This is a genomic window from Methanolobus zinderi (assembly GCF_013388255.1).
Lineage (GTDB): Archaea > Halobacteriota > Methanosarcinia > Methanosarcinales > Methanosarcinaceae > Methanolobus > Methanolobus zinderi.
This window is the reverse complement of record NZ_CP058215.1, coordinates 1137402-1150374: the sequence shown is the minus strand read 5'-3', so window position 1 is coordinate 1150374 and position 12973 is coordinate 1137402. Positions and strand designations below refer to the sequence as shown.

12 protein-coding genes are annotated in these 12973 nt (G+C 45.4%); 5 read left to right on the top strand and 7 right to left on the bottom strand.

The genetic code is table 11. The features are described 5' to 3' along the window. Positions 1–156: 156 nt before the first annotated feature. From HWN40_RS05680 to HWN40_RS05665, 4 genes are all read right to left on the bottom strand, one after another. A complete protein-coding gene (locus HWN40_RS05680; RefSeq protein WP_176964827.1) occupies positions 157–591 on the bottom strand; it encodes a hypothetical protein in 435 nt (144 codons plus the stop codon). Next, on the bottom strand, positions 545–1507 hold the full coding sequence (locus tag HWN40_RS05675) for a phosphate signaling complex PhoU family protein (protein WP_176964826.1): 963 nt from the start codon (positions 1505–1507) through the stop codon (positions 545–547). Before HWN40_RS05675 ends, HWN40_RS05680 begins: the two co-directional genes overlap by 47 nt. A 159-nt stretch (positions 1508–1666) precedes the next feature. Then, entirely contained in the window at positions 1667–2767 is a 1101-nt protein-coding gene (aroC, locus tag HWN40_RS05670; protein WP_176964825.1) for a chorismate synthase, read from the bottom strand. Positions 2768–2788: 21 nt separating this feature from the next. After that, positions 2789–3682 carry a cation diffusion facilitator family transporter gene (locus tag HWN40_RS05665; RefSeq protein WP_176964824.1) on the bottom strand — a complete coding sequence of 298 codons (894 nt, stop codon included), beginning with the start codon at positions 3680–3682 and terminating at the stop codon, positions 2789–2791. Positions 3683–3812: 130 nt separating this feature from the next. Between HWN40_RS05665 and HWN40_RS05660 the strand changes: the two genes are divergently transcribed. The 4 genes from HWN40_RS05660 to HWN40_RS05645 all read left to right on the top strand — a co-directional run bounded on the left by HWN40_RS05660 (position 3813) and on the right by HWN40_RS05645 (position 6713). Beyond that, positions 3813–4520: a DUF6517 family protein gene (locus tag HWN40_RS05660; protein WP_176964823.1), complete on the top strand. Its 708-nt coding sequence runs from the start codon at positions 3813–3815 to the stop codon at positions 4518–4520. A 127-nt stretch (positions 4521–4647) separates the two neighbouring features. Then, complete coding sequence (locus HWN40_RS05655) at positions 4648–5469, top strand: formylglycine-generating enzyme family protein (RefSeq protein WP_176964822.1); 822 nt, start codon at positions 4648–4650, stop codon at positions 5467–5469. An 87-nt stretch (positions 5470–5556) separates the two neighbouring features. Next, complete coding sequence (locus tag HWN40_RS05650; RefSeq protein WP_176964821.1) at positions 5557–6327, top strand: ATP-binding protein; 771 nt, start codon at positions 5557–5559, stop codon at positions 6325–6327. A gap of 14 nt (positions 6328–6341) precedes the next feature. Beyond that, the gene (locus HWN40_RS05645) at positions 6342–6713 is read left to right on the top strand and encodes a cupin domain-containing protein (protein WP_176964820.1); all 372 of its coding nucleotides are present in this window, start codon (positions 6342–6344) and stop codon (positions 6711–6713) included. A gap of 409 nt (positions 6714–7122) precedes the next feature. Here the strand turns inward: HWN40_RS05645 and HWN40_RS05640 are convergent, their stop codons facing one another. Beyond that, positions 7123–8475, bottom strand: a complete 1353-nt coding sequence (locus HWN40_RS05640; RefSeq protein WP_176964819.1) for a tripartite tricarboxylate transporter permease — start codon at positions 8473–8475, stop codon at positions 7123–7125. Positions 8476–8606: 131 nt separating this feature from the next. Between HWN40_RS05640 and HWN40_RS05635 the strand changes: the two genes are divergently transcribed. After that, positions 8607–9518: a TIGR00269 family protein gene (locus tag HWN40_RS05635; protein WP_176964818.1), complete on the top strand. Its 912-nt coding sequence runs from the start codon at positions 8607–8609 to the stop codon at positions 9516–9518. Positions 9519–9523: 5 nt separating this feature from the next. Here the strand turns inward: HWN40_RS05635 and HWN40_RS05630 are convergent, their stop codons facing one another. Together HWN40_RS05630 and HWN40_RS05625 are read right to left on the bottom strand one after the other, a co-directional pair. After that, complete coding sequence (locus HWN40_RS05630) at positions 9524–10432, bottom strand: DUF7847 domain-containing protein (protein WP_176964817.1); 909 nt, start codon at positions 10430–10432, stop codon at positions 9524–9526. Positions 10433–10862: 430 nt separating this feature from the next. After that, on the bottom strand, positions 10863–12878 hold the full coding sequence (locus tag HWN40_RS05625) for a sodium-translocating pyrophosphatase (RefSeq protein ID WP_176964816.1): 2016 nt from the start codon (positions 12876–12878) through the stop codon (positions 10863–10865). Positions 12879–12973 lie beyond the last annotated feature (95 nt).

Here is a 12973-nt window from a genome sequence, read left to right as displayed (position 1 = left end):
CATAGTGACAGTATCGTCGCTGCGAGTAGACTGACCAACCTCTTCATACGGGCTAGTAGTATTGTTCAGTAATATTCCTTGCACAAATGAAATAAATAGATATTTCCGGAGCTATTTCAGGTATGGAAAGTATATAGAACTATAGACTGCTTCTTTTTACCCTTTTCTGAATATCTCATACCCAAAAACAGAGAGAGCTATAATAACCGATGTCATTGACAGCATGAAAATCATGTTCGAGTAGGACTCGCTCAGCACGTACCAGGACATACCACCCAGCACATGAGTCAGGCTCATCAGCATGATTATGAAGACTCCGATGGGGTAGATCTCCTCGCCGTCAAGGAACTTCAGAATCGTATAACCCATGAAATAGTAGAACACTACTATAACTGCCAGGTATGGCAGTACTATATCATTCTTCACCGCAAATACAAGGGTGGGACTGAACTCATGGGCAAGGATATTTTCGATACTTCCGGCAAAATAGAAGGTTAGGGAATAATCGATTATTACGGATACACTGAGAAACAGAGGAATCAACCTATAGTTGTGATAGATCGATAGCATGTTCTGCAATATTCGATGCATAGTCCTTTATCCTGCTGAAACTGTCAATTATGATATCGATGGAGTCGTAGACCGGCATATTCCCGGCAATCACAAGCTTGCTGTCAAATTCCTCTCCGCTCTCAAGCACCCTGTTGCCAAGTTCATTGTCGGCCTGCCTGAGGGATTCAAAGGAATCCATGAACAGGGTTTGCAATTCCCCGCAGAGTTCTGCAAGCAGTAGTAAAACATCCGGATGTATTTCAGTGTATTCATAATGCAAAGCAATTTTAGTAATGTGATCTCCGATCCTTTCGATTTCTCTTCCTGCCATCCTGTAATAAAAGGCCTCTATCAGGCTCAGAGCATCCTTGCTTGAAGCCTTTTTGAGGTTAAGTCTGTTAACATACTGCCTAGACACAAGAGTGAACATCCGGTCAATATCATCATCACGCTTGATGATCTCTTTGCACATTAACCGGTCATTCTCACCAAAAGCCTGTTCGAGCTCGTCAAGCATCAGGTAGATGATCGACGACATACGCTTTATTCCTTTTTCGATGGTGAACTCGTCAGAATCAAGGTAATTCTGTATCACAAGGGCGGTTTCACTACTCTCCACCAGCTCGAAGCCCACAAGACGTGTGCAAAGAGCTTTGATCTCTTCCCTGAAGTCCCGGGACAGGTTCTCTCCCTGTATCTCTACCATATGGTGATCGCCCACGATGTAGAGACCTATTATATCTCTTTTAAGGTGCTCAAGTTTCTTATCGGTTTTGATCTTCTTTGTCTTTTTAGATTCTTTAAAACCCGGGGGTTTGATGATAAGAGAGCCGTCCTCGGCATACAGGATAGAGAGTGGAGAGCCGGATTTCAGTCTTGATTTAACAGCCCATTTCTTCGGGATCGTTACAATATATGTGGACTTACCGGTTACCTGTACTTTTCTCGTATCCATCTCTACACATCAATTATTTTTACGCAATGACTCTGCAGAATGAATTAAATAGATAACCTTTATAGATATATAGCAGTTGTATAGAATATATATTTACAATTCTAATCCTGTTGAAGATTCAATAGCTGATTTAAAAAGCAAAATGAAAACAAGAAAAGATTACCTTAGCAGGTATTCGGAATTCATCCTTCCGCTTCGTATCATATGATCTGCCAGCACCAGAGCCAGCATGGACTCGGCCACAGGCACCATCCTCGGAGGTATTGTCGGATCATGACGGCCGCGAACCTCGATGTCCATCTCTTCCATAGAAGACATATCCACGGTCTTCTGCTTTTTTGATATTGAAGGTGTGGGCTTCACCGCAATACGGCATATTAGTGGCATTCCCGTGGAAAGACCTCCTATGATCCCGCCTGCGTTGTTGGTTTCAGTGATAACTGAGCCATCATCCTCCATCACGAATGCATCGTTCATCTGGCTGCCCTTCATACGGGCACAGTCAAAACCAGCACCAATCTCAACACCCTTAACAGCACCGATGCTCATCAGCGCCCCGGCGATATCCGCATCCAGTTTGTCAAAGACCGGCTCACCCAGCCCTTCCGGCACACCTGTTGCAATCAGCTCGACTATGCCACCTATGCTGTCGCCTTCTTCACGTGCAAGTCTTACCTGCTCAAGCATTTTTTCAGCAGCTTCCATATCAGCGCATCTGACAACAGTTCGGTCTACATTATCACGGATCTCCTCGACAGTAACCTGCCTGGCTTTTACGCCTCCAAGTTCGATCACGTGTGCAAGAACCTCAATACCAAAGCTTGAAAGCAGTTTCTTTGCAATGGCACCGCCTGCAACCCTTCCGACGGTTTCCCTGCCGGATGACCTGCCTCCTCCCCTGTGATCGCGAAAACCGTATTTTTCCATGTAGAAAAGGTCCGCATGACCGGGTCGTGGAATATTCCTTATATAATCATAAGCACCGGGATTTGCATTCTTGTTCCTTACAAGCATGGATATTGGAGTACCGGTGGTCATGCCTTCGAAAACACCTGAAAGTATCTCCACAGTATCCGACTCCGAACGCGGGGTCGATACCTCGCTCTGTCCCGGACGCCTTCTGCTCAGTTCCTTCTGAACATCCGCCTCGGTCAGCTCAAGTCCTGCAGGTACGCCGTCAACGACTACACCTACGGCTGCACCGTGCGATTCTCCCCATGTTGTGATCCTGAATGAATGACCAAAGGTGTTTCCTGGCATAGTCCTAAAAAAGCACTGATGTTATTTATAGTTATAATTATTGTTCCCGTCTGCAGGTTCGACATGAACAAGCACTTCCTCTATCCCCTCGAAAGCCTCTTTCAGACGATACTGAACTATATGGGCCACAGTGTGCGATTTATAAGTCGGCATTGTGGGATCGACTTCCACATGAAGATCCACATAGACATTACCCTCGGGACCCCGGGTGCGGATATTGTGACAGCTGTAAACCCCTTCCACACTACAAACAATATTGAAGATCTTTTCAGGATCGATGCGTGACTCATCACAGAGTATGGAAGCACTGCTGAATATGATCTCCAGTCCTGCATGAAGTATAACAATAGCCACAAGAATAGAGATAATAGGATCAACGATGGGATATCCAGCCCTTATGGCAACCAGACCGAGCAGAACAGAGATCGAGACATAAATGTCACTTCTGGTGTGTGCCGAGTCTGCCAGCAGTACCTCACTCTGGAGTTCGGTTCCTTTCTTCTTTTCATAGGTCGAGACTGTATAATTAACGGCCATGGTACCCAGCATTACAAGAAAACTGATGGTCGTTACTTCGGGACTATTACCGTTGCCAAAACGCTCGAGGGCCGAGCGTACGATCTCAAAGGCCACAATTCCAAGGATAAATGCAATGAAAAACGCTGCAAGGGTCTCGAATTTTCTGTGTCCGTAAGGGTGTTCCCTGTCAGGTGGTTTTGAGGCTATCTGTATGCCGATAAGCCCGATGACATTTGACACACCGTCAAAAAGAGAATGGTAACCATCTGACTGCATACTCAATACGTTGGTCCACATACCATACGCTATTTTGGCAATGGCAACTGCAAGGTTCAGAAAGAGCACATACCACATGACCCTTTGTATTTTCCGAAACCTCGAGCCCTTAGTTTGCATGGTAAGACTATTAATCATGTACAATATAAAATCTATGATTCTCTTGTCTAAAAAAAGAAGGGGAGCCAACAATATATCATGTCATAACATATTAATATAAAATTATCTCTTATTAATTAAAGGTGAAATCTTGCAGCTAACATATAAGCTACTGTCAATAACGTGTGTTGTGTTTTTAATTGCATTCTCGGGATGTATGGAAACCCCTGAAGCAAGTCCGGCGCTGATCGATGAGAACGCACTTGCAGCTTACGGCTGGTCGCAGGACGAAGAGATAGAATACAACTCATTCCAGCAGAACATTTCCGATTCAAGTGCTATCAGTTTCAAAAGCACCGTCGTGAGATACAAAAATGACCGACTTGCTTCTGAGATAGAAGAGCAGAGGGAAGAATTCAAGCAGGCTTACAATGTCCCCTTCGCCCCGGAAGTTCCGATGACAGAGGCCTGGATCAGGACCAATCGCATAACCCTCCCCGGAGGAGCAAAGATCCCCACTGACCTGATATCAAAACTGAGAGACAGCAACGTGAATGATATGTCAGAACAGAACGACGTCCGGAGCTTCAGTAAAATAGATACAAGAGAGCTGGCAATGCAAGACGGTTCTGTTGTTTCGGTATCCATTTACTCAGGAGCCACCGGTCAGAATTCCAGCCTTAACGTACTCGGACTTGTAACGGTATTTGAGGATGGGGATTCAAGCGTGATTGTCATGGGCATGACCCCAAACGGAAGCCTGCCTGTAAACATCGGGTCCGTGGAGGCAGATCTGTTATCCATAGACGGCAACGATGAGATAGAGGAGATGCTTGAACTGATATCCACTATCGAATGATGCGTAATAATATGCATCATTTGTTACCTTCTCTTTTTTAATAGAAATATATACCTAATTATGCATATATAGATAAAATAGAGCACTTATTTATACAGGAATCAGCATCGGATCACTGGTGTTGAACATGATCATTTATTCAAATAAGATACCTGTTAGAGAATGCTCTATCATCCTCATTATAATTTCGGCACTCCTTTTACCGGGATGCATAGAGAGTAGCAGTGGAGAATTAGAAACGACCTATAACAATTCCCTTGGAATGGAGTTCGTACTTATACCTGAAGGTGAATTTTCCATGGGATCCGATTCAACACCCATTGTAGCCTTTGACGACCCATATCATGCAGTCAGCATCTCCGAATCATTCTACATGGGCATATATGAGGTCACACAGGAGGAATGGACCACAGTCATGGGAGAGAACCCGTCCTTTTTTAAAGATGACAACCGGCCGGTCGAGCAGGTGTCCTGGAATGATGCACAGCAATTCATCGACAAACTCAATGAGATGGAAGGCACAACAAAATACAGGCTACCCACAGAAGCCGAATGGGAGTACGCTGCAAGAGCCGGTAGCACCGGCAAGTTCTCTTTCACCGAGGATGCAGACGATCTTGATAATTACGGATGGTCTGACACATGTGGATGGTGTGCCCTCAATTCAAATGCTACGACCCACCCTGTGGGAGAAAAGCAGGCCAACCAGTGGGGACTGTATGATATGCATGGCAATGTCTGGGAATGGACCCAGGATAGCTGGCATGACAATTACGAAGGTGCACCTGCAGACGGAAGCGCATGGGAAGATACGAATACTAACATAAAAGTCGGAAGAGGCGGTAGCTGGATGGATGGGCCGAACATCTGTCAGTGTTCGTTCCGCGGACAGCTCGATGCTGACAGCAGCCTGAATGTTCTTGGTTTCAGGCTAGTGAAAGATATTTAGGAATTTGTTCAAACTTACTCGGCTGCCTTATACCCAGCTTCCTGTAAACCGGAAAATATAATTTGTATAAGTCCCGACTTGAAAAGCATGGTTAAGATCGCAATTACCGGAAAAGGTGGAGTTGGCAAGACAACACTTTCAGGCACACTTGCACGCATGCTTGCAAGGGAAGGCTATGATGTGCTTGCAATTGATGCCGACGCCGACATGAACCTGGCATCATCCCTTGGTGTGAAGAACCCACCCCAGCCCCTTACAGATTTTAAAGACCTTATTGAAGAGAGAGCTGGAGAGACCGGAGGCATGTTCAAGTTCAATCCAAAGGTCGATGATATTGTAGACAAGTTCGGGGTCGTGGGTCCGGATGATGTCAAAATGCTGGTCATGGGCACGGTTGAGAAAGGTGGAAGCGGTTGCATGTGTCCTGCATCGGCTTTCCTGCGTGCGTTCCTGCGTCATGTGGTCCTGAAAGACACAAGTGCGGTCATACTCGATATGGAGGCAGGTATCGAACATCTGGGAAGGGGTACCACCAGAGGTATCGATCTTATGATAATCGTAGTGGAACCCGGCATGAGGTCCATTGAAACAGCCCAGCGCATCAAGGAACTCTCTGAAGGTATAGATATCAGGAACCTTGCTGCCGTCATCAATAAGGGAACCTCTGCCAACATCAAGCCCCACCTGGAAAAGCTCGGCATCCCGGTGCTCGGAGAAATACCCTATGACACCGAGCTTGTTGAAGCCGATTTCAAAGGCCTTGCACCCATAGATGTCGGAGGACCGTGGGTTGACTCAGTCACAAACATAAAAGACAATATGCTTGCTATGATCCAGGACTTTGAAAAAGAAACCTGAGCCGGATTGTCAGGATGCCAATTGAGAGTATACAAGAGGATATAGAGCCATATATAACAAAAGATGGCTCTTCCATTAGGGAACTAATGCATCCCGAAGTTCATGGAAATCGTGCCCAGAGCCTTGCCGAAGCCACTGTTCCTGTGGGTAGCTCAACCATACCCCACAGGCATAACAGATCTGAGGAAATATATCATATTACAGAAGGCAGCGGGCGCATAACCATCGAAGGACAGAACTTCGAGATAAAGACTGGCGATACAATATGCATTCTTCCCGGAGAGGTCCATAGTATCAGGAACATCGGGGACGTAGCTCTGAAGATACTTTGCTGTTGCTCTCCGCCGTACTCGCATTATCATACGGAATTGTCAGACAGGTCATAAATTATATTACAGGGAATTTATGAAGAGCAGTTTTTTTGATAGATATAAGGTTCCTCTGTTTTTGTCCCTGATAATAGTAATAGGCACTACCTTTTTTCAAACAGCATTCATTTTTTTGCCATTATTTATACTCATATATGGATATTTTTCAGATGACAAGATTGAAGCACCCGCAACTGCAGTGTTATCCCACATGACTATCTATTTGTATATACTTTTAATCTCAGGAGATACGCCTACATCCGATACAAGCAGATTTATTCGATCAAGTGTTTACTGGATCATCTTATCATTCATAGGAGCGACAATAGGTTACTTTGCATCACTAAAGACACGGATTGGTCTGGCGGCATCGACTATTTCACTCGCAGTGTGGCAAATTATTTTCTATATGGGGCTGGATTAGGAATTATACAAAGTAAAGTATCACCGGCAATAATATTACACCCATGGCATGACTCTTGCGTACTTTCAGAAATGGCGCAAGCATGCCCACTGAAGTTGAAATCGCAAATATAACAATCCCATAGGTACCTGTGAAAAGAACTACAATAATCGAAAGGACTGCCAGGACAGTGTAACACAAAACAGGATAGTTCAGGTCGGAGAGCCTGCTGTGAACCCTGTCACCGATATATATCGTGGAAAAATAAGAGAAGAGTGCAGTCAGTGATACTGCACACAGAAAGAGTATCATAACCGATGTACCCGGTTCGATACCTCCAAGCAGACCATCCACTACAACCATTGCACCATTCCTTGATTTACCGATAACTGCAAGGGCGACCAGTGCAAATATCGCGTTGCATGTGTTTACACCGGATACCGAGACGATGAACTCCTTTGCCGGATCAAGCATGGAAACCGGGTCCTCGTATTTGCTATAGCCTTCCCATTCTTCTCCGGGTTCCTGTCGTATGAAAAGCCTTGCAAAGACCGTTGCCACAGAAGATGATATACCGGGTAGCCATGCCACAAAGGAGCCGGAAAGGCCGCCAATGAATATACCCCTGAATATACGTTTTCTTTCAAGATCAATGCGATAACCTAGCTGGGCGGGAATTACAGGAGCTGACATAAGGCTTATGATCAGTTGTGATGAACCGAAAAGACCACTGAGCAATGGCAGCAATATCGATGGCTCGCCGAGGTTAACAACAGGATTCATCAGGTATTCCGTGTTAAAGGCGATCACACCCAGGGAACCGCTCAGCAAGAACACCAGCAATGCATAAAATCTGAACTTCCAGCGGGACAGCGAGCCCTGGCCGGCTACAGATTCCCCTTTTTCTGTCAGTATCATTACAATTACTACAGTTATCAGGATCCACGCAAGGTACGATTGTATCATCACGTAAGCGCTTTTGAACAATATCGAGAGTGGCAGTGCAAGAACTGCTGCAAAGGCAACAGAACCTGCGCTGCCAAGTGCGGATAACCTGATGGCTTCTGCTCCCCTTCCCTCGAGCAGGAGAGTGTGTCCGGGAAGTACCGCAAGTGCCATATCATCACTTGGAGCCCCAAGAAAGATTGCAGGTATAATGTCATGGAAGCTATGGGCCACAGAGTTTGCAAGTATCATTACCGCAACATAGAACACAGGTATTCCATAATCAGACATTACCGGCGAGAGTGCAAGCAGTACCAGTGCAAAGTTATTGGTATGTATTCCCGGGACAAGACCTGAGAACACTCCAAGGAAATAGCCTGCGATTACTGAAAGAATGAAGATTTGAAAAGATATCTCACCGAACGGGCTCATTTTAATATTCCTTGGTTTTGTAGGAAGAATATTCAGCAGTTATTTAATTTTTTCTTTTTGTTCCCGCAGAAATAAGAACTGGAATACAGGACAGCTTTTTATACCAATATCCCGTTGCTTGGACAGAACCTATGACGCTCAAATGTGACAAATGCAATAAGGACGCCATCATCTATCAGAAATATTCGGGTATGCACCTGTGCAGGAAACATTTCACAGATGATGTCGAACGGAAGATAAAACTCACCATCAGAAAACATTACAGTATCAAAAGGAACGAAACCATCGCCGTGGGCCTGAGCGGTGGCAAGGACAGCAGTACAACGCTGTACATCCTGCATAAGATATTCGGAATGAGGCCGGATATCAGGCTTGTGGGCATTTCCATAGATGAGGGTATTGAAGGTTACAGGCCACAGACCATAGAGTCGGCAAAGCAGTTGACCGATGAGCTGGGCATTGAATTGATAGTTCGCTCTTTTATGGAAGAATACGACAGGACAATGGATGAGATAGCACCCATGAAGCGCGAAAAGGGAGCGTGCAGCTACTGCGGTGTACTCAGAAAGTCATTGCTTAACAAAACCGCACTTGAGATCGGTGCCACCAGACTTGCCATTGGTCACAATCTTGATGACGAGGCCCAGACCATACTTTTGAACCACCTTAAAGGTGATGTGTCACGCATGGTCAGACTGGCACCTCCCAAGGAGCTTGAGGGACTTGTCCTGCGCATGAAACCCCTGAGACAAATTCCTGAAAAAGAGGTTGCCCTGTATGCATACCTGCATGACCTGCCTCTTGGTTTCGGTGGATGTCCGTATTCACATGAGGCCATGCGTAAGGAAATAAGAGTCCTACTTAACGATTTTGAAGTAAAGCACCCAGGCACAAAGTATGCACTGCTCAGTGGCTTTGATAAGATATCAGGTATACTCGGCAGGGAATTCCCGCAGGAAGGTCTGTCTGAGTGCAGCATATGTGGCCAGGCATGCACTGCAGATGTTTGCCAGGCATGCAAATTGCTGGGCAGGTCAAAGTGAACGAGTCAGTTATCCAGCGTGTATTCATCAAATGAATAGAGTTTTCTGTCGTTCCTGTTGAGATAGAAGCGTGTCCACCATATAGTGATAAGTGGCCTCACTACAAGGACCGTGAGCACGAAATCAACATAAGTCCATATCTGCGCCAGTATATCGCTGTAACTGAAGACCTCACCGATAATCACAAAGAGTACAGATATGCCAATAAGCAGTACCCATAGCACCAGTGCTGGAAACTTGTTGGCCATAAAGAAAGAAACACCCTTCTCAATAGCACTGACAGGATCAAGATGATCGGTCACAAGAGCATATTCGACAAATATCAGTATAATGCTCAGGACAATGAAATAGAGTAACCACAGGATAAGACCGAAAGCCAGCAGGGATGTACTTGCAAGTGCTGTTTGAGGATTGTTTATTATATTTCCGATATCCCCCATTGAAAGAAATCCCGGGATCAGGAAGACTACTCCGGCAATAACCAGCAGCGATATCAGGACTTTTAACAGAAAGAGATTGAAGAAGTTCTCCAAACCATATGAAAAGAGATCACCTATACCCGTATCACCTTTTTCCAGTGCCTCTTTGGACATGCCGATGGCCCCTGCTGCGAAAAAAGACTGGATAAGAGTGTAAAATAAAAGGAATACAATACCAAAGGCAAGCAGTATAAGCAGATTGGCCGAGAAAAGTGATTCAAGAATGGCCATCATCGCCTCGGGAGATAGCTGTTCCGGATCCATATTGCTTCCTGAGACAATAGGCATGACAAGTACCATTACAAACAATACGGCAGCCAGCATTGAAAGAAGCACGGTTACGAGTATTTCAAGAATAAAAGGTACACAGATCACAAGATTTCTGGTCCAGGTGCTGAATCCTCTGCTGATAATTGTGCCGATATCTTCTTTCATCGATAATCTTCTCCGGAGATAAGTGCACTATGGGCGGTCACTTTATATTTTTTACGTTGCAAAAATGTGCAGTAACATAGTTACTAATTAAACGTAAGTATTTTAAATAAGTAAAATAAAACTAATTATGTTTGTCCTGACGGCAATAATTAAATAGAATCATGTTATAACTCGTATTGCGCGGGTACTTTTTTCATACACTAAACCCCACTCCCCAAATACATTAAACCCCCACTCCCCAACCCGCGCATACTTTTCATCAAACTCAGATATAACCCATAAGAAGACTTTTTCGCATTTTCAGCTAGTTACTTTTGGTGAGTTATCAGAAAACCAGTTTCTAAAGTGCTATTTAGAATCTATAATTAGAAACTGAAATAAGAAAGAAAAAAAGAAAATATTTCCGGCAATGCCGGAAACAAATATGTTTTTAGAAAAGACCTGCGCCAATGAACAGGGAGGAGAACAGGATAGCTACCATGTTAACCACCTTGATCAGGGCGTTAAGTGCAGGTCCGGATGTGTCCTTGAACGGGTCACCAACGGTGTCACCGACAACAGCTGCCTTGTGAGCTTCAGAGCCTTTTCCACCGTGTTTACCATCTTCGATGAGCTTCTTTGCATTATCCCATGCACCGCCACCGTTGTCCATTGTAAGTGCAAGCAAAAGACCACTGACAATGATACCTATAAGCAGTCCGCCAAGGGCTGCAGGTCCTAGCAGAAGTCCGACAATAAGTGGCGTGAAGATTGCGAGTGCACCCGGTATGGCCATCTCACGGATCGCTGCTGCTGTTACGATGTCCACACATTTACCGTATTCAGGCTTTGCAGTTCCTTCCATGATACCAGGGATCTCGCGGAACTGGCGGCGAACCTCGTTAACGATCTTGAAAGCTGCCTTTCCTACAGCCTGCATTGTTACCGCACTGAAGATAAAAGGAAGCAGTCCTCCAACGAAAAGACCTACAAGCACCACAGGCCTGCTGAGACTGAGCGCGTCACCTGTCAGGTCTACTTTACCTGTGTAGTCTGCAAACAGGGCCAGTGCACCAAGTGCCGCTGAACCGATCGCATATCCCTTTGTGACCGCCTTTGTGGTGTTACCTACTGCATCGAGGGCATCGGTGATCTTACGTACGTTGGATGGCATACCTGCCATTTCTGCGATACCACCTGCATTGTCGGTGATGGGTCCGTATGAGTCAAGTGCTACGATCATTCCAGTGGTGGAAAGCATTGCTGCTGCTGCTATGGCAATACCGTAAAGACCGATAGCAGGGCTTGCTCCTCCTCCCACGATGAAGAATGAGGTGAGGATTCCAAGAATGATAACTACCACAGGAATCGCAGTACTCTCAAAACCTATTGCAAGACCGGAAATGACGTTTGTACCTGCACCTGTTTCGGATGCTGCGGCAATCGTCTTTACCGGACGGAATTTAGTTGAAGTGTAGTATTCAGTGATTACTACCATGAGAACCATAATGACAATACCCACCAGGGCTGCATAGTAGAATCTCAGATCTCCCATAAGATATGTCGTAACGAAGTAGAAAGCAACAAGAGAGAGAACTGCGGATACTGCTACTCCTTTATACAGAGCCTTCATGATCTTGCCATCACTGCCGACCTTCACGAAGAATACGGAAATGATGGATGCGAAGATTGCCACTGCACCAAGGATGAGCGGATAAAGAATTGCGTTTGTGTATGAGTCAAGGATAAGTGATCCAAGGAGCATTGATGCAAGGACCGTAACCACGTATGTTTCGAAGAGGTCAGCACCCATTCCGGCACAGTCCCCTACGTTGTCACCTACGTTGTCAGCGATAACACCGGCGTTACGCGGGTCATCTTCAGGAATTCCGGCCTCGACCTTACCTACGAGATCAGCACCAACATCGGCTGCCTTGGTGAATATTCCACCGCCAACCCTTGCGAAAAGACTGATAAGACTTGCACCGAAACCGAATCCGACTACAAGGTCAACATTACCGTAAAGGATGTAGAAGCCGCTTGTACCCATAAGTGCAAGACCGACTACTGCAAGACCGGTAACAGCTCCGCCACGGAAAGCAACGGACATTGCCTTCTGCAGACCCTTTGATGCTGCGTGTGCAGTCCTGACATTTGCCCTGACAGACACGTTCATACCTACATATCCTGCTGCTGCTGAACTGATAGCACCAACAAGGAAACCGATTGCGATCTTACTGCCATCTTCAAGCAGGGCAAAGATGAGCACTGCAAGGATCACAGCTACTACTGCGATTGTTTTATACTGACGATTCAAGTATGCCATCGCACCTTCCTGGATAGCACCTGCTATTTCCTGCATTTTCTCTGAACCAGGTTCCTCTTTGAGGACACTGCGTGCAAAGAAGCCGGCAAATAACAAACTAATAAGACCAGCAAGAGGGGCGAGATAAATTAAAGCTTCCATATTTTAACTCCTCTTTATTAATACTACTACGAATACTGTAATTTCTAATCATTTTTGTACACAAGTGTTACCAGATGCATCAAATCGCTGCTGGA